The sequence below is a fragment of the Kineococcus sp. AC630 genome (assembly GCF_979255925.1).
Map to the genome: position 1 here is coordinate 239,755 of NZ_CEEDMJ010000004.1, position 19,169 is coordinate 258,923.

The 19,169-nt window shown below is 73.5% G+C and carries 19 protein-coding genes; 9 read left to right on the forward strand and 10 right to left on the reverse strand.

The features are described from left to right. Positions 1-24 precede the first annotated feature (24 nt). The gene (locus tag AC0I8G_RS06460) at positions 25-933 is read left to right on the forward strand and encodes a hypothetical protein (protein WP_471729198.1); all 909 of its coding nucleotides are present in this window, start codon (positions 25-27) and stop codon (positions 931-933) included. A gap of 27 nt (positions 934-960) precedes the next feature. On the opposite strand, the gene AC0I8G_RS06465 is transcribed toward AC0I8G_RS06460, so the two are convergent. Beyond that, positions 961-2,112, reverse strand: a complete 1,152-nt coding sequence (locus AC0I8G_RS06465) for a C40 family peptidase (protein ID WP_471729199.1) — start codon at positions 2,110-2,112, stop codon at positions 961-963. Positions 2,113-2,204: 92 nt separating this feature from the next. Between AC0I8G_RS06465 and murJ the strand changes: the two genes are divergently transcribed. Further along, complete coding sequence (murJ, locus tag AC0I8G_RS06470; protein WP_471729200.1) at positions 2,205-3,884, forward strand: murein biosynthesis integral membrane protein MurJ; 1,680 nt, start codon at positions 2,205-2,207, stop codon at positions 3,882-3,884. Here murJ and AC0I8G_RS06475 read toward each other — a convergent pair. Further along, the gene (locus AC0I8G_RS06475) at positions 3,861-6,029 is read right to left on the reverse strand and encodes a DUF6049 family protein (protein WP_471729201.1); all 2,169 of its coding nucleotides are present in this window, start codon (positions 6,027-6,029) and stop codon (positions 3,861-3,863) included. The two genes, murJ and AC0I8G_RS06475, sit on opposite strands and share 24 nt — an antisense overlap. A gap of 7 nt (positions 6,030-6,036) precedes the next feature. Continuing rightward, positions 6,037-6,513, reverse strand: a complete 477-nt coding sequence (locus AC0I8G_RS06480; RefSeq protein WP_380259527.1) for an NUDIX hydrolase — start codon at positions 6,511-6,513, stop codon at positions 6,037-6,039. A 124-nt stretch (positions 6,514-6,637) separates the two neighbouring features. Here AC0I8G_RS06480 and AC0I8G_RS06485 point away from each other — a divergent pair, with 124 nt between their 5' ends. The 3 genes from AC0I8G_RS06485 to AC0I8G_RS06495 all read left to right on the forward strand — a co-directional run bounded on the left by AC0I8G_RS06485 (position 6,638) and on the right by AC0I8G_RS06495 (position 10,379). Further along, the gene (locus AC0I8G_RS06485; RefSeq protein ID WP_471729227.1) at positions 6,638-8,083 is read left to right on the forward strand and encodes a CCA tRNA nucleotidyltransferase; all 1,446 of its coding nucleotides are present in this window, start codon (positions 6,638-6,640) and stop codon (positions 8,081-8,083) included. Between the two features lie 100 nt (positions 8,084-8,183). Beyond that, positions 8,184-9,305 (forward strand): class I SAM-dependent methyltransferase, encoded by a 1,122-nt coding sequence (locus AC0I8G_RS06490; RefSeq protein WP_471729228.1) that lies wholly within the window; start codon positions 8,184-8,186, stop codon positions 9,303-9,305. Between the two features lie 27 nt (positions 9,306-9,332). Then, complete coding sequence (locus AC0I8G_RS06495) at positions 9,333-10,379, forward strand: diguanylate cyclase domain-containing protein (protein ID WP_471729202.1); 1,047 nt, start codon at positions 9,333-9,335, stop codon at positions 10,377-10,379. On the opposite strand, the gene AC0I8G_RS06500 is transcribed toward AC0I8G_RS06495, so the two are convergent. The 7 genes from AC0I8G_RS06500 to AC0I8G_RS06530 all read right to left on the reverse strand — a co-directional run bounded on the left by AC0I8G_RS06500 (position 10,325) and on the right by AC0I8G_RS06530 (position 14,855). After that, complete coding sequence (locus AC0I8G_RS06500) at positions 10,325-10,984, reverse strand: class I SAM-dependent methyltransferase (RefSeq protein WP_471729203.1); 660 nt, start codon at positions 10,982-10,984, stop codon at positions 10,325-10,327. The two genes, AC0I8G_RS06495 and AC0I8G_RS06500, sit on opposite strands and share 55 nt — an antisense overlap. 28 nt (positions 10,985-11,012) lie before the next feature. After that, positions 11,013-11,324 carry an AzlD domain-containing protein gene (locus tag AC0I8G_RS06505; protein ID WP_328293657.1) on the reverse strand — a complete coding sequence of 104 codons (312 nt, stop codon included), beginning with the start codon at positions 11,322-11,324 and terminating at the stop codon, positions 11,013-11,015. Continuing rightward, complete coding sequence (locus AC0I8G_RS06510; protein WP_471729204.1) at positions 11,321-12,013, reverse strand: AzlC family ABC transporter permease; 693 nt, start codon at positions 12,011-12,013, stop codon at positions 11,321-11,323. The genes AC0I8G_RS06505 and AC0I8G_RS06510 overlap by 4 nt, the downstream gene beginning before the upstream one ends. 20 nt (positions 12,014-12,033) lie before the next feature. Further along, on the reverse strand, positions 12,034-12,828 hold the full coding sequence (locus AC0I8G_RS06515) for a hypothetical protein (RefSeq protein WP_471729205.1): 795 nt from the start codon (positions 12,826-12,828) through the stop codon (positions 12,034-12,036). Then, a complete protein-coding gene (locus tag AC0I8G_RS06520) occupies positions 12,825-13,346 on the reverse strand; it encodes a SigE family RNA polymerase sigma factor (protein ID WP_471729206.1) in 522 nt (173 codons plus the stop codon). Before AC0I8G_RS06520 ends, AC0I8G_RS06515 begins: the two co-directional genes overlap by 4 nt. Before the next feature lie 124 nt (positions 13,347-13,470). Next, positions 13,471-14,127 (reverse strand): PilZ domain-containing protein, encoded by a 657-nt coding sequence (locus AC0I8G_RS06525; RefSeq protein ID WP_471729207.1) that lies wholly within the window; start codon positions 14,125-14,127, stop codon positions 13,471-13,473. A 119-nt stretch (positions 14,128-14,246) separates the two neighbouring features. Then, the gene (locus AC0I8G_RS06530) at positions 14,247-14,855 is read right to left on the reverse strand and encodes a hypothetical protein (RefSeq protein WP_471729208.1); all 609 of its coding nucleotides are present in this window, start codon (positions 14,853-14,855) and stop codon (positions 14,247-14,249) included. Positions 14,856-14,873: 18 nt separating this feature from the next. Here AC0I8G_RS06530 and AC0I8G_RS06535 point away from each other — a divergent pair, with 18 nt between their 5' ends. The 4 genes from AC0I8G_RS06535 (at position 14,874) to AC0I8G_RS06550 (ending at position 19,151) form a co-directional block, all read left to right on the forward strand. Continuing rightward, on the forward strand, positions 14,874-15,458 hold the full coding sequence (locus AC0I8G_RS06535) for a hypothetical protein (protein WP_471729209.1): 585 nt from the start codon (positions 14,874-14,876) through the stop codon (positions 15,456-15,458). 95 nt (positions 15,459-15,553) lie between these two features. Continuing rightward, positions 15,554-16,720 carry an ROK family transcriptional regulator gene (locus AC0I8G_RS06540; RefSeq protein ID WP_471729210.1) on the forward strand — a complete coding sequence of 389 codons (1,167 nt, stop codon included), beginning with the start codon at positions 15,554-15,556 and terminating at the stop codon, positions 16,718-16,720. 134 nt (positions 16,721-16,854) lie between these two features. Then, a complete protein-coding gene (locus tag AC0I8G_RS06545; protein ID WP_471729211.1) occupies positions 16,855-18,186 on the forward strand; it encodes an ABC transporter substrate-binding protein in 1,332 nt (443 codons plus the stop codon). Next, positions 18,183-19,151 carry a carbohydrate ABC transporter permease gene (locus tag AC0I8G_RS06550; protein WP_471729212.1) on the forward strand — a complete coding sequence of 323 codons (969 nt, stop codon included), beginning with the start codon at positions 18,183-18,185 and terminating at the stop codon, positions 19,149-19,151. Before AC0I8G_RS06545 ends, AC0I8G_RS06550 begins: the two co-directional genes overlap by 4 nt. Positions 19,152-19,169 lie beyond the last annotated feature (18 nt).

Consider the following 19,169-nt stretch of genomic DNA (forward strand, 5'->3'; position numbering starts at 1 on the left):
CGTCCCGGGACCGAGCATGTGACCGTGAACTCCAGCCGAACCTCCCGTGGCCTCCTCGGTGGACTCGCCGCCGGTGCCGTGGGCACCGCGGTCCTGAACGCCGTCACCTACGCCGACATGGCCTGGCGGGGACGTGACGCCAGCACCGTGCCGGCGGACACCGTCGAGGCGCTCGCCGATCACCTCGGTCGACCCGTCGGTGGGTCCGCAGCCCAGCGCGGCAACCGGCTCACCGCCCTCGGGGCGTTGTCCGGCACCGTCGCCGGGCTGGGCGTCGGTGCGCTCGTCGGCACCGCCCGCGCGGCGGGGCTGCGACTGCCCCGCGGGGTCGGTGCGGTGGTCACCGGGGCCGCCGCGATGGCCGCCACCGACCTGCCCGCCGCCGCCCTCGGGGTCACGGACCTGCGGGAGTGGACCCCGCAGGACTGGGTCTCCGACGCCGTGCCGCACCTCGCGTTCGGGGTCGCCGCGCACTCCACGCTGCGTCTGGTCGACCCGGGTGTCCGCCAGGGCTCGACCGCCGTCGTGGACCGGCCCGCGAAGGCCTCCGCCGGTCTCGTGGCGCGCTCGGCCCTGCTCGGGGTGGCCACCGGCGGCCGCAGTTCGCTCGGGTTCGCCGGACCCGCGCTGACGGGGTCGTCCTCACCCGCGAAGGTCCTCGCCCTCGCCGGGCTCGGGTTCGAGCTCTACCAGGACAAGCAGCCCGCCACCCCGAGCCGGCTGTCCGCCGCGGGGCTGCCCGCCCGGATCGCCTCCGGCGCCGGGGTGCCGTGGCGCTGGCCCGTCGTGAGCACCGGCGGGTGGCGCTGCCCGTGCTCGCCGGGGCGTTCGGTGCCGTCGTCGGGTCGATCGCGGGAGCGTCCTGGCGGTCCTGGGCCGGCGAGTTCGTCCCGGACTGGCAGGCCGCGGTCGTCGAGGACGTCGCGAGCGTGACCCTGGCCGTCCTCGCGTCCCGCTGAGTCAGGCGGCCGAGGGGCGGACGGCGCCGAAGAGGCCGGACATCGCGACGCCCGCCTCGCGGACGACGTCGCCGGTGTGCGGGGCGTGCAGGACCTTGCCGTCGCCGAGGTACAGCGCGACGTGGTGGATGCTCGACGGGTCGCTGCCGTTGGCGTAGAACACCAGGTCACCGGGCTGCAACTGGTTCAGCGGGACCTTCGGGAGTCCGGCGTACTGCTGACGCGACGTGCGCGGGATGGAGACCCCGGCCTGGGCGTAGGCCCACTGCGTGAGGCCCGAGCAGTCGAACGTCGTCGGCCCCGTCGCCCCCCACACGTAGGACATGCCTTCGCGGGTCCAGGCCGCGGCGATCGCCGCCGTGGCCGTGCTCGAGGCGCCCGCGACGGCGTCCGCGACCGACGAGGCGTTCCCGGCCGAGGAGGCGTCCCTGGCCCGGGCGTCCGCGACCCCTGCGGCGGCGGCCTGCTGGGCGGCTGCGGCGAGCGCGGCCTGGCGGGCCTGCTCCTCCTCGTCCGCGACGGCCTGTGCGACGGCGGTGTCGGCCGCCGCCAGCAGCGTCCGCTGCTGGGCGAGAGCGGTGGTGACCTGCTCCTCCGCCGTCTTCGCGGCGGCCTGGGCGGTGGTCTTCGCGACGCGGACCTGCTGCAGGTGCGCCTCGGCGGCGGCCGCACCGGCGCGAGCCGTCGCGGCGGCGGTGACGGTGGTGGTGTCGTCGGCGACGACGCTGCGGGCGAGGAGCGCGCCCCGGGCGGTGGCGTCGACGTCGTCCAGGTCGCCGCTCGACAGGACCCGGCTGATGCCGCCGGTCAGCGACGCGGAGCCGCCGCTCATGTAGAGGGAGCGGACCCGGCGGGTCGCGTCCTGCGTGGCGGTGGCGCTGTCACCGGTGGCGGCGTCGAGCGCCGACTGCGCCCGGACCTCCTCCGAGATGGCGGTGGTGGTGTCCTCGACGGCGGTGTCGTAGGCCTCGGTGGCGATGGACTGCCGCAGCTGCAGGGCCTCGACCTGGGCGCGCAACGCGTCGGCCTGGGTCTTGAGGGTCTGGCTGCGCGGCGCGAGCGCCGGGTCCGCGTGGGCGAGGCCCGCGGAGCTGAGCGGTGCGAAGAGGGCGAGCGTCAGCACACCCGTCGACACGACCCGCCTGACGCTCATCACCTGTTCTGAGTCGTCACCGCGTGTGAAGACCTTGACGCGACGGGGGAGTGATGACCCGGTTGGCGCACCGATCCGCCACCATCGTCGGTGTGAGTGCACCGCAGGACCAGACGACGGCCACGCCGGACGAGCCCGCGGCGAGGGACTCCCTCGCCCGGTCGAGCGCGCTGATGGCGAGCGGGACGCTGGTGTCGCGGTTGCTCGGGTTCGTGCGGGTGGCCCTGCTGGTCGCCGCGATCGGCGGTACGGCGAAGGGCGTCGGCGGTCAGGTGTTCGACGTCGCCAACAAGGCGCCGAACAACTTCTACATCCTCGTCGCCGGCGGGGTCCTCAACGCCGTCCTCGTGCCGCAGATCGTCAAGGCGTTCCGGTTGCCCGACGGCGGGAAGGACTTCGTCGACCGGCTCGTCACCCTCGCCCTGCTGGTGATGGCCGCAGCGACCGTCGTCATCACCGCGGCGGCACCGCTGGTCGTGCGCCTCTTCACCGACGGCTGGAGCGACGACTGGCTCGCGTTGGGTACGGCCATGGCGTTCTGGTGCCTGCCCCAGGTCTTCTTCTACGGCCTCTACACGGTGCTGGGGCAGGTGCTGAACGCGAAGAGCAGCTTCGGGCCCTTCATGTGGGCCCCGGTCCTGAACAACCTCGTGGCCATCGCGGGCATCCTGGTCTTCCTCGCGATCGTGCCGGACGGCGAGCGGTTGACCGCGGTGCAGTGGACCCCGTCGATGATCGCCCTGCTGGCGGGGACGGCGACGCTCGGCGTGGCCCTGCAGGCGCTCGTCCTGCTCTGGCCGTTGCACCGCATCGGCTTCCGCTACCGTCCGCGGTTCCGCTTCCGCGGCATGGGCCTGGCCAGCGCCGGCCGGGTCGCGGGCTGGACCTTCGCCGGCGTGCTCGTGGGGCAGCTCGCGTTCGTGCCCACCTCGAAGGTCATGACGTCGGCCGGGCACGCGCTGTCGTTGGCGCGGATCGACGGGGCCTCCAGCAACTCCTACACCAACGCCTACCTGCTGTTCATGCTCCCGCACTCCCTCGTCGCGGTGTCCCTCGTGACGGCCCTCTTCACGCGGCTGAGTCGCGCGGCCGTCCGCGGGGACGTGGCGGCCGTCCGGCGTGACTTCTCCTCCGGGGCCCGCACGGTGGCGGCCGCCGGGGCGCTGGCCACCGCGGCGTTCCTCTCCCTCGGGCCGTCGATCGCCGGAGCCCTCTTCGGTGGCCACCCGATCGGGTTGGTCCTCGTGGCCATGACCGTCGGTCTCGTCCCGTTCAGCGTCACCTACCTCGTGCAGCGCGTCTTCTACGCCTACGAGGACGCCCGGACCCCGTTCGTCGTGCAGGTCGTCGTCGCCGTGGTGACGACCATCGGCAACGGCGTCTGCTACTTCGTGCTCGAACCGCGCTGGCAGGTGATCGGCATCGGCGCCTTCATGAGCCTCGCCAACGTCGTGGGCTGCGTGCTCGGCCTGACCCTCCTGCGCCGCCGCTTCCACGCTCTCGACGGTGGCGGCGTCGACGGGTCCCTGCTGCTGCGGACGCTCGTCCGGCTGGCGATCATCGCCGTCGTGGCCACCGCCGCCGGGTTCGCCGTCGCGCAGGGCGGTGGGGCGCTCGGCAGCGGCCGGTTGGTGGACGTCGCCGTCGTCCTCGTCGGTGGGGTCGTCGTCCTGGCCGTCTTCGTCGCCCTCAGCCGGGTGATGCGGGTCCGCGAGCTCGAGGACCTGGTCGCGCCGCTGTTGCGGCGGCTACCCCTGCCCCGTCGGCGCTGACTCGTCCTCGTCCTGGTGGGCGGGGGTGGGGGCGGGGGTGACGTCGGCGTGCTCGGCCTCGTCGACGCGCCGCCGGCCCTTCTTGACGGCGCGGACCACCCCGAGCACGAGCAGCGCGGCCGCCCCACCGCCGACGACCCCGCTGATCCAGTTCTCCACGTCGGCGCGGACGTTGAGGTCCACCGCGACGGGCGCCCCGATCGCGCTGCCGGCGGGGGTCCGCAGCTGCGCCTCGACGACGACGCTGCCGTTGGCCAGCGCGCGCACCGGCACCCCGACGCGCTGCTGGCTGCGGGCGGGGACGGTCTGACGGGGTACCGCGTCGAGCTGGACCCGCGGGCTGCGGGGCGTCAGCACGAGGTCCACCTGCACCGGGACGTCCAGCTCGTTGACCAGCGTGATCGGCAGCTCGCTGCGTTCGGCGGCCAGGTTGCGGACGCTGCCGCCGGCGATGCTGATGCCCGTCGTGAGGGAGGCGACCGTCAGTTCCAGCGTCTCGCGCGCGGCGGGGAGCTCGTCGGTGTGTCCCCGCCAGGACGCCCCCAGCAGCAACAACGCGGCCCGCTGCTGGGTCAGCAGCTTCGCGTCGGGCCGGCCGTCGGTGGTCTGCAGGGCGCTGGAGAAGTCGTCGACCTCGGTGAGGGCCGACTCGACGTCGGCGACGTGGCGGGCGGGCAACGCGGCGCGGGCGGTGGCCGCCGCGATCTCCGGCCCGGAGCGCGACCCCGGCCCGGGGTCGGTGGCGATGAGGTCGGTCAGCGACTGCCAGCTCGCCCACCCCGACGCCTCCACGTCGGCGACGAGCGTCTCGATCGCCCCGGCGACGGGGTTGAAGCTGCGCGGGGCCACCAGCAGCTGACCGCGCGCGTCGCTCGGGCGCTGCAACGTCGTCGTCGCGGCCTCGGCGATGAGCCGCTGCCGCACGAGCACCACCTGGTCGGCGTCCACGGAGTCCGCGAGCACCGACGACATCGTCCGGTCCGCCACCACCGCGTCGACGACGGAGTCGAGCACCGTCACGCTCGCCCGCCCCGCCGGGGTGTAGGTGAGGTCCGCGTCGGGCGGGAGGCAGGCGTCGTCCAGGACGACCGTGGAGGCCCCGACCCCCAGCGCGAGCGCCAGCAGGTCGTCGTCGGCGGCTTCGTCGGCGGGCCAGGCGACGTCGCGGACCACGACCGCGCCGAGGTCGTCGAAGGCCCCGGCCCCGGCGGCGACGCAGCGTCCCAGCAGGTCGGGCCCGTCCTCGGAGCGGTCCAGGGCGGCGAGGTCCGGGTCGCCGTAGGGCAGGGCGACGACGACGCGGCCGGTCGCAGCGGCCCGCAGGTCGGCCAGCCAGACCGAGACCGTCCGGCTCTCGTCCACGGTGGGTTGCGGGGTGCTCGAGGCGGTCGGCTGACCGCTCGTCCCCGCCGTCGTGACGTTCGCGGCCGCGGCCAGCAGGGCCGGGTCGAGCGCCCATGCGACCCGCGGGTCGGCGCTGGCGCTGACCAGCGGCGCGAGGCGGCCCTCGACGGCGCTCGCGAGCCCGCTCGCCGAGCCGTCACGGCCGGCGACCAGCGGCAGCAGCAGCGTCAACGGCGTCGGCGTGACGCCCTGCGGGGCGGAGACCAGGAACGTGCGGGCGCCGCCGACCTTGCCGCTCTTGTCGGAGACCTCGACGGCCGCGAGGTGCGCCCCGACCCCGTTGCCCAGCGCGGCCGCCGGCAGGGTCAGTTCGACCTCGACGCTCTCGCCGGCGGCGAGGTCACCGGTGCCGACGGTGACGTCCTCGGAGCTCGCCGAGGAGCGGGTGATGGAGGTGCGCTCCGACGCGCGGGCCCAGCCGTCGAGGGCGGAACGGGCCACCGACGGCGAGCGCTGCGCGACGAGCCGGGCCGTCAGACCGGTCAGGGCGTCGCTCCCGGTGTTCTCCACCCGGGCCCGCACGAGGATCGTCGAGCGGGCGGGATCGGCCGCGGAGTAGGCCGACGGGGTGACCTCCAGCAGGACGACGCGCGCCGGCAGGGCGCTCGCGGTGGTCTCCGCGGTGTCCTTCGGGGTGGGTTTCGCGGTGCTCGCCCGCGCCGGGGCGGCGGAGGCGATCAGGGCACCACCGCCCGCGAGACCGGCGAGCAGCTGCCGCCGGCTCGGGCCGTTCCCGCTCATGCGGTGGTCACGCCAGTTCGCCCAGCCGTGCGGTCGCGGCGAGGGCGGCCCGACGCTCGTTGGGGAAGGCGAGCCGCGCGTCGAGGTCGCTGAACGCGATCCACTCGACGTCGATGGCCTCGGCGTCCGGGTCGTTCTCCACGGTCAGCGTGCCGCCGGTCGCCTTGAGCAGGAACAGGTGCACGACCTTGTGGATGCGACGGCCGTCGGCGGAGAACCAGTAGTCGATGCTGCCGAGGTCCTCGACGATCTCGCCGCGGATCCCGGTCTCCTCCTCGATCTCGCGCACCGCGGCCTCTTCGAGGGTCTCCTCGCCTTCGAGGTGACCCTTGGGCAGGCACCACTCCTGGCGGCCCGCGCGGTTGAGGCGGCAGATCACCGCGGCCCGCGGGACCCCGGTCGAGAGGTCGACGACGAGCCCACCCGAGGACGTCTCCTGCACGGTGGGCAGCCGGCGACGCGGCTCCCGGGCAGGCTTGACCATCGGCTCACTCTAGCCAGCAGCGCGCACGGCTTCGGGCGCAGACGTGGCAGGCTTGCACCCCGTGCTGCCAGACCCGCTCGCTCGAAGCGCCCCGACGGATCCGAAGACCGCCCTCGAGCAGGCGATGGAGCAGGCCAGGACGCGCGCGATCACCGCGCTGGAACCGGTCATGCCGTTGCTGGTCGACCTCGGCCGCGTCTTCGAGCGGGCCGGGTTCGAGCTGTCCCTCGTCGGCGGGCCGGTCCGCGACGCCTTCCTGGGTCGCCGCTCCGCCGACCTCGACTTCACCACCGACGCCCGCCCCGACGACACCGTCCGGCTGCTGAAGGCGTGGGGTGACGCGCACTGGGAGATCGGCCGCGACTTCGGCACGATCGGCGCGCGCAAGAAGGACGTCGTGGTCGAGGTGACGACGTACCGCTCCGAGAGCTACGACGTCGACTCCCGCAAACCCGAGGTCGCCTACGGCGACGACCTCGTCGGCGACCTGTCACGGCGCGACTTCACCGTCAACGCCATGGCGATGCGGTTGCCCTCGCTGGACTTCGCCGATCCGCACGACGGTCTCACCGACCTCGCGGCGGGCGTCCTGCGCACTCCCGGGACGGCCGAGCGGTCGTTCTCCGACGACCCGCTGCGGATGATGCGGGCGGCCCGGTTCGCGGCCCAGCTGAAGATGCGGGTCGCGCCCGACGTCGTGACCGCGATGACGGCGATGGCCGAGCGGATCACCATCGTCTCGGCCGAACGCGTCCGGGTCGAGCTGGAGAAGATGCTGCTCGCGGTCGACCCGGTGGCGGGTCTGCGGCTGCTGGTGGACACCGGCCTGGCCGAGCGGGTGCTGCCGGAACTGCCGGCGCTGCAGCTGGAGATCGACGAGCACCACCGGCACAAGGACGTCTACGAGCACTCCCTGACCGTGCTGGAGCAGGCGATCGCCCTGGAGGGCTCCGGTCCCGACGACGAGGTGCCGGGCCCGGACCTGCTGCTGCGGCTGTCCGCGCTGCTGCACGACATCGGCAAACCCCGCACCCGCCGGTTCGAGGAGGGCGGCGGCGTGAGCTTCCACCACCACGAGGTCGTCGGCGCCAAGCTGGTGGCGAAGCGGTTGAAGGCCCTGCGCTTCGACAACGACACCATCAAGAACGTCGCCCGCCTCACCGAGCTGCACCTGCGCTTCCACGGCTACGGCGACGGGGAGTGGACGGACTCCGCCGTCCGCCGCTACGTCACCGACGCGGGCCCGCTGCTGCCGCGGTTGCACAAGCTGACCCGCAGCGACTGCACGACCCGCAACGCCCGCAAGGCGAAGCGCCTCTCCGACGCCTACGACGACCTCGAGACCCGGATCGCCCGCCTGCGCGAGCAGGAGGAGCTCGACTCGATCCGCCCCGACCTCGACGGCACCCAGATCATGGCGCTGCTCGGCATCGGACCCTCCCGCGTCGTCGGCCGCGCCTACCAGCACCTGCTGGGGCTGCGGATGGACCGCGGCCCGCTCGGGGCGGAGGTCGCGGAGCAGGAGCTGCGCGCGTGGTGGGCCGAGCAGCCGGAGTCCACCGGGTCCTGAGGTCTCGCGGAAACAACACTTTCCGCCCTCGAAGGGGCCTTCTGAGGGCGGAAAGTGTTGTTTCCGCGCGGGACAGGCCGCCCACTATGTTGACGCGGTGATCCCGCCCGTCTTCGACGTCCTCCGGCGCCGGCCCGACATCGAGGCGCCCGAACTCGTCGCGGTCGACGCGGCGGACCGGCTCCTGCTCGACGAGGCCGCTCCGGCGCTCGCGGGCGCCGACGTCGCGGTGATCGGCGACGACTACGGGGCCATCACCCTCGGTGCGCTCGCGGGCCACCACCCGGAGCGGGTCCGCGTCCACCAGGACCGGCTGTCGGGGGAGCTCGCGCTCGCCGCGAACGCCGCGACCCTCGGCCTGGACGGGTTCCGCTCCCACCCCGTGCCGGACGCCGCGCTGGTGGCCGGCGCGGGCGTGGTGCTGGTGAAGCTGCCGCGCAGCCTCGAAGCCCTCGACGCCACCGCACGGCTCATCGCCCGGCACGCCGCCCCGGACGTCCGCGTGTTCGCGGGTGGTCGGGTCAAGCACATGACGCGCGGGATGAACGACGTCCTCGGGCACGCGTTCACGGAGGTGGACGCGAGCCTCGGCCGGCAGAAGGCCCGGGTGCTGCGCGCGTCCGGGCCCCGCGACGACGTCGCCGAGGCCGCGCCCCGCCGGGTCCACCACGACGACGTCGGGCTCTGGGCCTGCGCGGTGGGCGGGGCGTTCGCGGGCGCCGGCATCGACATCGGGACGCGGGTGCTGCTGGAGCACCTCGACGTCGTGGCCCGGTCGGATCCCGGCACCGTCCTCGACCTCGGCTGCGGCACCGGACTCCTCGCCGCCGCGGCCGCCCGGGCGTTCCCCGCGGCCCGGGTCCTCGCCACCGACGAGTCCGCGGACGCCGTCGTCAGCGCGGAGCTGACGGCCGCGGCCAACGGGGTCGCCGTCACCGTCACCCGCGACGACGCCGGTGCGCGCATCCCCGACGGCAGCGTCGATCTGGTGCTGCTGAACCCGCCCTTCCACGCGGGCGCGACGGTCCACGCGGCGATCGCCTCGAAGGTGTTCCGGGCGGCGGCCCGCGTGCTCGCGCCCGGCGGGACGCTGCTCACGGTCTGGAACTCCCACCTCACCTACCGCGGCGAGCTCGAGCGCGTCGTCGGTCCCACCCGCCAGGTCGCCCGGACCCCGAAGTTCACCCTCACGCGGAGCACCCGGGTGGCCGGGGCTCAATGAGGGGCCCCGGCCGGTCGAAGAGACCCCATGACGTGCACCGCGGTGGGTGAGGACGCCTCCTCGACCCTGCTCTCCTTCGCCGAGGCCGCGTCCCGGGTGCTGGAGCACCTCGAGGAGCACCTCCCGCTGGGGATGTGGGCGGTCACCCGCCGCGACGGGGAGGAACAGGTCCTCCTCGAGGTCCGCGACCACCTCCACGGTTCGGTCAACGGTGACCGGGTCCCCTGGCGGGGGTCGCTGTGCGAGGCGATGACGCAGGGAGAGGCCGGTTCCACCGGAGCGACCCTCCTCGTGCCCGCCTACGCGGACCGGCCCGCGGTCCGGGAGTGGGGTGTCCGCGCCTACGTGGGAGCGGCGATCCGCACCGACGTCGAGGTCTTCGGAACCGTCTGCGGCTTCCACCCGCAGGAGCTCGACCCGGCCACCGTGCGGGGACTGCAGCCGTTGCTGGACCTGCTGGCGGCCCTGCTCGGTCAGATCCTGGTCGCCGAGAAGCTGCGCGAACGGGCCTTCGCGCGCGAGGCCGAACTGCGTCGCCTCGCCACCCGCGACCACCTGACCGGGTTGGCGACGCGGGCGGTGTTCGCCGACCGCCTCGGGCACGCCCTGGACCTGCACCGCAGCACCGGTCGGGCCCTGACCGTCCTGCTCTTCGACCTCGACGACTTCAAGAGCGTCAACGACACCCTCGGCCACGCCGCGGGTGACGAGGTGCTGGTGGCGCTGGCGCAGCACTGGCAGCCGATCATCCAGCCGGGCAACACCCTGGCCCGGTTGGGCGGTGACGAGTTCGCCCTGCTGGTCGAGAGCGGGCTCAGCGTGGGCGAGGTGTCGAAGCGGGCCGAGGCGGTGCTGGCCGGCCGGCACGAGATCGCCGGCACGGCGATCACCGTCGGGGTCAGCGTCGGGCTGGCGCACCTACCGGGGCAGGCACCCACCCTCGACGCCAAGGAGTTCCTGGGTCGCGCCGACGCCGCGATGTACGCGGCCAAGCGGGCCGGCAAGGGACGGCTCGTCGACTACGACACCCTGGGCGCTCCGTCGCCGTCCGCGCGCAGCTCCCACAACCCGTAGCGCACGACGTAGGAATACTCGTCGTGTCGCCAGGCCGGCACGAACCGGTACGACCACGGCGACAACCCCGCTGCGGTGATCGCCGCGAGCTGCGCGGTGGCGTCGTAGGCGTGCATGTCGATCCCGGGCAGCCCGTCCTCGGAGAACGCGCGCCGCGAACTGCCCGGCGTGGTGCGGTCCTCGACGATCCCGACCAGCACCCGCGCCCCCGGCGCGCACGCGTCGGCGAGGTTGCCCAGCGTCGCGGGCAGGTCGCGGCAGAACTCCAGGCACCCCACGGCGACGACGACGTCGAAGCGTCCCCAGGAACCGGGCAGGGGGTCGTGGAAGTCGTGCTGCTCGTAGCGACCGTCGGGCCGGCCGAGGTTCGCCTCCGCGAGCATGCCGGGGGAGAGGTCGGTGCCCGTGACGTGGACGTCGGGGGCGAGGTCGCGGGTCAGCTGCCCCGGCCCGCAGCCGACGTCGAGGACGCGGCACTCCGGGGTCACCTCACGCAGCAGGAAGTCCGCGACGAGGGGGCCGTAGTGCTCCAGCGACCGCCAGCCCGGCACGTAGTGCGGGGCGAAGTCGTCGTAGTAGAGCTCGATGGCTTCGCTGTCGTTCACCCCCCGACCATCCCAGGCCGCACCCGGATCAGCCCCACCCGAGGGCGCGCAACCCCGCCGCGGTCACGGCGGCGAGCACCACGACGACGATGAACGGCGCCCGGCAGACCAGGGCGACCACCGCGACGGCGAGTCCCGCGGCCCGGGCGTCGAGGACGAGGTGCGGTCCGGTCGTGAACGTCTGCAGCACGACGAGCGAGGCCAGCAACGCGGCGGGCAGCACCCCCGTGACCCGACGCACGCGGGGTTCCTCGAGGACCGCCGGCGGCACGACGTAGCCCGCGAACTTGGCGGCGAACGCGATCGCCGCGGCCGCGAGCACGGCCACCCAGACGCTCACGCGGCAGCCTTCCCGCGCCAGCACCACGCGAGCACGGAGCCCGCGAGCGCCGCGGCGATCACCGGCAGCCCCGGCGGGACGACGGGGACGAGGGCGGTGGTGAGCACGGCGCCCACGACGGCGATCGCGACGGGTTCCCGCGCGCGCAGCCGCGGCCAGAGCAGCCCGGCGAACGCCGCCGACGCAGCCGCGTCCAGGCCGAAGCGCTTCGGGTCGCCGAGGGCGTTGCCGGCCAGCGCACCGACGAGGGTCATGACGTTCCACCCGACGTAGACGCCGAGCCCCGTCACCCAGAAACCGACCCGCCGCAACGCCGGTGCTGTCTGGGCGACGGCGACGGCCGTGGACTCGTCGATCGTCAGCTGGGGCACGACGAACCGCTGCCAGCCGCGCGGTCGCAGCGTCGGGTTGAGCTGCAACCCGTACAGCGCGTTGCGCAGCCCCAGCAGCGACGACGCCGCGACCGCCGCCCCGACGCTCCCGCCACCCCCGAGCACCCCGACGAGCGCGAACTGCGACCCGCCGCTGAACAGCAGCAGCGAGAGCAGGCAGGTCTGCAGGACGCTCAGTCCGCTGGTGACGCTGAGGGCCCCGAAGCTGACGCCGTAGAGCCCGGTCGCGAGGGCGACGGAGAGGCCTTGCCGGACGACCGCCGGACGGTCGGGGGGCGCTGGGGCGACGTCGCTCACGGCACCAGGATGCCCGGCCCTCAGTCCTGCAGGTGCAGCAACCGCGGGTCGGAGACCAACGCCCGCAACGACTCCACCGTCACGGGCGAGTCCGCGGGCAGCGTGGTCCCGAGCGTGACGGAGCCCAGGTCGACACCGCTGAGAGCGGTGACCCTGACGCCGTCGGGGGTGGTGGCCGTGGCGAACGGAGTGGTCGTGCTGGCTTCGTGGAAGTCCTGCCCTTCCTCCTGGAGGCCGAAGGAGATGGTGAGGACCCCGCTGTCGACGCGGGTGCCGTCGGTGAGCAACCGCGAGGTGCAGGAGTCGATGCTGAGGCCGCGGTCGTGGTCGGTGCTCCCGCAGGTGGGGAACGTCCCGGCCGGGACGTCGCCGGCGGAGGTCACGTCGAGGTCCAGGGTGGTCGCCGGGGTCGCGATGTCGTCGTCGAGGCTCGCCTGCCACCCGTTCGTCGGTCCGTCCCCCCCGCCCCAGACCGTCGGGGTCACCACGCCGCCGAACCCCGGAAGCGCTGCGGCCAGTGCGCCGTCGTAGGCGTTCTGGGCCCGCTGCTGCCGTTCCTCCGGGGTCAGGGCCGGGGTCGTCGGTCGGGTGCTGGGCGCGGGGTCGAGCGAGGGCAGCGACGTGGCGAGGACCGCGCCCGCGGCCACGACGACGGTCGCCACCCCACCGGCGAGCACGACCCGGCGCCGGCGCCGACTGCGGCGCTGCGCCCCGGTGCGCGCCCGGTCGATGAGGTCGTCGGGCGGCGACGAGGGCCCGGCGGCGGCGCGGAGCGAGGCCCGGAACGCGTCGGGGTCCAGCAGGTCCTGGTTCATCGCGTGCTCCCGGGGTTGAAGGTGGCGGGCTCCAGCAGTCCGGCCGACCGGAGCCGGGTCAGGGCCCGCGCGGTCTGGCTCTTGACCGTGCCCACGCTGACGTCGAGGAGGTCGGCGACGTCGTGTTCGGTGCGGTCCTCGAGGTAGCGCAGGACGACCACGGCCCGTTGGCGGGCGGGCAGCTGCGCCAGCGCGGCCAGCAGGTCGAGCCGGTGCTCCACGGTCGCTGTCCCCGATCGGGCGTCGGCCACGTCGCGGTCGGTGTCCCACGCCGCTTCGGGACGACGCGCGCGGTAGCGCCACCGGGAGGTGACGGCGTGCGTGAGGGACCGCCGGGCGTAGGCGTCCGGGTCGTCGATGCGGCCCCACCGCGGGTACATCCGTTCCAGGACGTCCTGCACGAGGTCCTGACCGGCGTGCGCGTCCCCGGCGAGCAGCCGGGCGATGCGTTCCAGCTGCGGAACGGCACCCCGGGCCCACGCGGTGAAGGCGTCGTCACGTTCGTGGTGCACGTCCACCGCCCTGTTCGTCCCTGATCACACTGCCCCGACGCCGCAGCAGGGGGAAAGGTTGTCAGGGTCAGCGCCCGGGGACGCGGAAGCGCCCGCCGGTCCGGGGGACCGACGGGCGCTGCGGGGTGACTCAGCTGCGCGACTGCTTGGCCAGCTCGCTCAGCACGCTGCGTTCCAGCGCCTGCGCCGCGCCCTCCTCGAGCTCGACGAAGCGCACCACGGCCTCGCCGGACTCCTCGTCCACGCGCAGCACCTCGCCGCGGGCGTGCACCTCGAACCCGTCGCCGAGTTCCAGCGAGACGTCGACGTCGGTGTGGGCGGGCATGTCCATCGCGCCTTCGATGCGCATGCCGGTGCGGGAGTAGTCGATGGTGCGGACGTCGGCGACGCCTTCGGCCATCGTCAGGTGCGCGGGGACGGAGGCGGGGGCGCGGACGGCGCCTCGTCGGGTCTCGGAGGCGAGCAGCATGACGCCGGTGAGGGCGAGTTCGTCGTCGCGGTGGGCCTGGGCGACGGCCTGGAAGACGGCGTGGGGGGTGACGGAGCCGGAGTCGCCGGCGTCGGTGCTGACCCAGACGCGCTGGCCGTCGAGGGCTTCGACGGTGTCGGGGGTCGCGCTGACGTGGCTGGTGATGACGAGGCCGGCGGCTCCCGCCGTCCAGGAGCGCACGGTGCCGGTGTGCCAGACGGCCGCGGTACCGGACGTCGTCGTCGTGGGCATGAGCGTGACCGTGGTGTCCACCGCCGGTCCTTCGGTCATGAGCATGCCGCCCTGCGCGCCGTCCATGCGATCCCCCAGCTGTGTGCGAATGTGTAACCGAATCAGCACGCTACGTCACATCGAGGGCCCACTCGACCCGAACGTCGCAGGTCACCGGCGAGCGCGACCACGCAGAGTCACACACGTCACTCTGTCCTCAGACGTCCCACCTCGGCGGGCGGGGGACCGTTCTCCTCCCACGCCGAGCGGAGCAGTTCCTCGACGTGGTCGGCGCTCGCCGTCGCCAGCTCCACGCGCGTCACCCCCTGCACGTGGACCTCGGCGACGCCCGCCGACAACCGCACCAGCCACGCCCCGCCGGCGCGGCGGAACTCCGTCCGCCCCGTGGAGTCGACCAGCTCGACGACCTCCGGGAGGGCCAGCGCCAGGGCACGGACGTCCGGTTCGAGCGGGGAGCCGGCCGGCCCCTCCAGGACGAGCTCGTACCCGGCGGGGGTCTGCAGCCGCAGCGTCCACTCGCCGCCGCGTCGCTGCGGTTCCTCGGCCACGACCAGTCCCGCCTCCAGGGCCAGCGCCAGCACGGCCGTGACGTCGTCCACCTCCAGCTGCCAGGACAGGCCCGGCGGCGGGACCGCCACCTCGACCGACCGCAGACCGAACAGCACCGCATCGCGCTGCAGGGCGGCGAAGTCGTCCTCGCGGTGTTGCACGTGGAACATCAGGGCCTCGTAGAAGGCGAGCTCGGCGTCGAGGTCGTGGACGGGCAACACCGGGAGGGCGCGCAGGAACTCCATGGGGGTTAGCGTCCTCCTGTGCTGCAGATCCCCTCCGTCGCCCTGCTGTCAGGTCGCCGATCGGCCCAGGGGGCCGCCGATCCGGCGCTGCGCGCCTACCTCAACGAGCAGCTCGCCGCCGTGACCGGCGTCGCCGAGCAGCTGCGTCGCGCTGCCGCCTCCGACGCGCTCATCGCCGAGCGCACGACCCTGCTCCGGGTCCGCCGTGACGTGGCCGCCGACCGCGCCGCCCTGCGCACCGCCATGCGGCGCCTCGGCGCCTCGACCGACTGGGCCGTCGTCGGCTTCAGCTGGCTCTCCGCCTACGCGGGCCGCCTCAGCCCGCTGCTGCAGCGCGTCCCCGCGGTCGACCGGGTGGCGAGCGTCATCCCCACCCACCCGACCCGCGAGTCGGTCGTCGAAGGTCTGCTCGCCCTGGAGGACGTGCTCGGCAGCCTGCACCGGCGCGCCGTCGCCGCCCGCCTGCTCGGTGAGCTCGTCGCGGGTGAGCAGGCCGACTGGACCCACCCCGTCCGCGGGCTGGCCGACCGCGCCCAGGCGCAGCTCGACGAGGTCGAGGCCGCCCACCGCCGGTGCGCGGCCCCGTTGCTGGGCCGCGCCTGACCTCGACGCACCGGACCCTTGACGGCCTGCGCACGGGGCGGTTAACTTCCCGGAATCGATAGGTAAGTTCCCAGTCGATTCGAGCGGAGGTGGACGTGACCGGCAGCCCGAGCGCGCTGAGGGTGCTCAACGACCGAGCGGCGCTGGACGTCCTCCTCGACCACCCGATGGTGTCGCGGTCCCAGCTCGAAGAACTCGTCGGTCTCTCCAAACCCGCCACGACGCAGTTGCTGACCCGTCTCGAGGCAGCCGGTCTCGTCGAGCGGCTGGGACACCGGCAGGTCGGTCCTGGACCGCGCGCCCAGCTCTGGGGCCTGCGCGCCGACGCAGGGTTCGCGGCCGGCGTCGACGTCACCCGCCGCGGGATCGACGTCGAGGTCGTGGACCTGCGCGGTAGCACCCGCGCTCTCCAGCACCAGCCCGCGGCCGACGGCGACCCCGCGACCGCTCTGGTGGCCGCCCTCGAGGCCGCCTGCCGGACGGCGGGCATCGCCCTGACCGACCTCGCGCACGTCGTCGTGGGAACGCCCGGATCGGTCGATCCCGCGACCGGGCACCTGCGCTACGCCGGTGACCTGCCGGACTGGGTCGGCTGGGACCTCCTCACCGCGGTGCGGGCGGTCCTGCCGGTGCCGTTCACGATCGAGAACGACGTCAACCTCGTCGCCCTCGACGAACTCGCGCACGGGAGCGCCCGCGGCGCGCGCGACATCGTGCTGCTCTGGGTCTCCGACGTCAGCGTCGGCTCGTCCGTGGTCGTCAACGGCGAACTCGTCCGGGGCGCCACCCTGGGCGCAGGCGAGATCGGCTTCACCCTCGTCCCCGACCTCGCCCGCCGCGGCACGTTGCCCGGTGGTCACCGGTTCGGGGACCTCGTGACCGAGGGGGCGGTCCTCGCTCTCGCCGCCGCCCACGGGATGCACGCCACGGACGCCGTGGACGCCGTGAAGCGGGGGGTCGCCGGGGACGAGGAGTTCATCGCCGACCTGGCCCGGCGGCTCACGTCGGCACTCGTCGCCGTCGTCAGCCTGCTCGACCCCGAACTCGTCGTGCTCGGGGGATCGATCTGCTCCACCGGAGGCCCCGTTCTCCGGTCCCACGTCGCGGCGGCGTTGTCCGACCTCGTCGCCCCGGACGTCGTGCTCGTCACGGCCCGGCCGGAGGCCGACTCGGTGCGGATCGGTGCCGTCCAGGCCGCACTCGTCCCGGCGCGGGAGTGCCACTTCGCCGGAGGGTCTACCCGACCCGTCCCCGGCTCCTGAACCTCGGCCCCTCCTGGGTCGAGAGGCACGCCCGCAGTCAGGCACCACGTACCAGCAGAGCAGCCCGCCACACCCCTGTGGAGTCGGCCCTGCGCTCGTTCCTGCCCTCTTCCCCCTCGCCACCGGAGGTTCCCGTGCGCCGTCGCCCGCTCTCCCAGCTCGCCGTCTCGGCTGTCGCCGTGCTGGCCCTCGCCGGTTGTTCCGGCGTGGGGTCCGGTTCCGGGTCCGGCCCGTCCTCAGCCCCCGCCACCGACGAGAACGTCACCATCACCGTGTGGAGCGGTTTCACCGACGCGGAACTCGACGCCCTGAACCAGGTCCTGGACGGGTTCCACCAGGCCCATCCCAACATCACCGTGAAGAGCGAGGGGAACCAGGACGACGACAAGATCTCCCAGGCCGTCCGGGGTGGGACCGCGCCCGACGTGGCGATCTCGGGGAACGCCAACGCGCTCGGTCAGTACTGCTCCAGCGGTGCCTTCACCGACCTCTCGTCCTACCTCGAACGCGACGACGTGAACCTGGGCATGTTCCCGCAGGCTGTCCAGGACTACACTGAGCACGACGGTGTCCGGTGCGCCATGCCGTTGCTGGCCGACGACTACGGTCTCTACTACAACCAGGACCTGTTCGCCGCGGCCGGGATCACGTCTCCACCCCGCACCATGTCCGAGCTCGCGGCGGATGCCCAGAAGCTCACCCAGCGCAATCCGGACGGCTCGCTGAAGGTGGTGGGTTTCGTACCCACCATCGGGTTCTACAACAACCGCCTCGACGTCTGGGCCCCGCAGTTCGGTGCGCAGTGGCAGGACGAGCGGGGCGCTTCCAGCCTGGCCTCGAGCCCGGGCTGGACGGGCCTCTTCACCTGGCAGCAGCAGATGACGCAGTTCTACGGCCAGGACGCCATCACGGCGTTCACGGCGTCCGCGGGTCAGAAGTACTCGGCCGACAACGCCTTCCAAACGGGTCAGATCGCGATGATGTTCGACGGCGAGTTCCGCTCCGGGTTCGTCCAGCGCCAGGCCCCTGACCTGAAGTTCGCCACCGCTCCGCTGCCGGTGGCCGACGATCGCCTGGACACCTACGGTTCGAGCGACATCGGCGGGAACATCATCGGCATCCCCAAGGGGGCGAAGAACGCCGGTGCGGCCTGGGAACTCGTCAAGTACCTCGCCACCGAGTCCGGGCCGCTGGTCGACCTGGCGAACGGACTGAAGAACATCCCGACCACCACCGACGCACTGAAATCCCCCGACCTGCAGGCCGGACCGGAGTTCACGCCGTTCCTCGACGCGTTCCAGAACCCGAACTCGAGCTCGTTGCCGACGACGCCGAACGGCGGGGCGTTCCTCAAGACCGCGACCGACTTCGCGGAGAAGTGGCAGACCGGGGGCGTCACCGATCTGAAGGCCGGGCTCGCGGGCGTCGACCAGCAGATCACCGACGACCTCTCGCTGCAGCAGTGACGACCTCGATCGGGTTGCCCGTACGACCCGCACTGCACGAGCGACCCCGGTTGCGTCGCGGTCTCGTCGCGTTCGGGTTCATGTCGCCGTGGGTCGTCGGGTTCGGTGTGTTCTTCGTCTACCCGCTCGTCGCGACGGCCTGGTACAGCCTCACCCGGTTCGACCTCATCGACGATCCGGTCTGGGCGGGGGTCAGCAACTACGTCTTCCTCTTCACCAAGGACCCGCTCGTCCGGGTCGCGGCCCGCAACACCGCCTACCTCGTCCTCGCCGTGACGGTGGCGAGGGTCGGGTACGGGCTGCTGGCGGCGTTGGTCCTGTCCCGCATCCGCCGCGGTGCGGGGATCTACCGGACCCTGTTCTACCTGCCGGCCCTCGCCCCACCGGTGGCGGCGGCGTTGGCCTTCGTGTTCCTGTTCAACCCCGGGACTGGGCCGGTGAACCAGTTCCTGGACGCGTTCGGCGTGCACGGCCCGGCGTGGTTCAGCGACCCGAGCTGGGCCAAACCTGCGTTGACCGTCCTCGCCCTGTGGTCCTCCGGGGAGGTCGTCGTCGTCCTCCTGGCGGGATTGCTCGACGTTCCCGTGGAGTACTACGAGGCGGCCGCGCTGGACGGAGCCGGCCCGTTCGCGCGGTTGTGGCACATCACTCTGCCTTCGATCTCGCCTGTCATGGTGTTCGCCGTCGTGAACTCCGTCATCACGGGACTGCAGTACTTCACCGAGGCCGTGGTCGCCGGGGCGGTGGCCTCGGGTTCCTCGGACGCGGTGGGGAGCTCGACCTCGATCGGGTACCCGGACAACTCCACGTTGACCTACCCGATGTGGCTCTACGAGAAGGGTTTCCACACCTACACCATGGGTTACGCATCGGCGATGGCGATGGTCCTGTTCGCGGTCTCGGCGGTGTTCACCGTGTTCCTGGTGCGCCGGCTGCGCGCCGCCGGCGTGGGCGAGGAGGACTGACGTGACGACACTCGGGAC

Bases quoted from the DNA above. Each gene is read 5' to 3' on its own strand.
- AC0I8G_RS06465 (WP_471729199.1), bottom strand. From the start codon at position 2,112: ATGAGCGTCAGGCGGGTCGTGTCGACGGGTGTGCTGACGCTCGCCCTC.
- AC0I8G_RS06475 (WP_471729201.1), bottom strand. From the start codon at position 6,029: ATGAGCGGGAACGGCCCGAGCCGGCGGCAGCTGCTCGCCGGTCTCGCG.
- AC0I8G_RS06480 (WP_380259527.1), bottom strand. From the start codon at position 6,513: ATGGTCAAGCCTGCCCGGGAGCCGCGTCGCCGGCTGCCCACCGTGCAG.
- AC0I8G_RS06485 (WP_471729227.1), top strand. From the start codon at position 6,638: ATGGAGCAGGCCAGGACGCGCGCGATCACCGCGCTGGAACCGGTCATG.
- AC0I8G_RS06495 (WP_471729202.1), top strand. From the start codon at position 9,333: ATGACGTGCACCGCGGTGGGTGAGGACGCCTCCTCGACCCTGCTCTCC.
- AC0I8G_RS06515 (WP_471729205.1), bottom strand. From the start codon at position 12,828: ATGAACCAGGACCTGCTGGACCCCGACGCGTTCCGGGCCTCGCTCCGC.
- AC0I8G_RS06525 (WP_471729207.1), bottom strand. From the start codon at position 14,127: ATGGACGGCGCGCAGGGCGGCATGCTCATGACCGAAGGACCGGCGGTG.
- AC0I8G_RS06530 (WP_471729208.1), bottom strand. From the start codon at position 14,855: ATGGAGTTCCTGCGCGCCCTCCCGGTGTTGCCCGTCCACGACCTCGAC.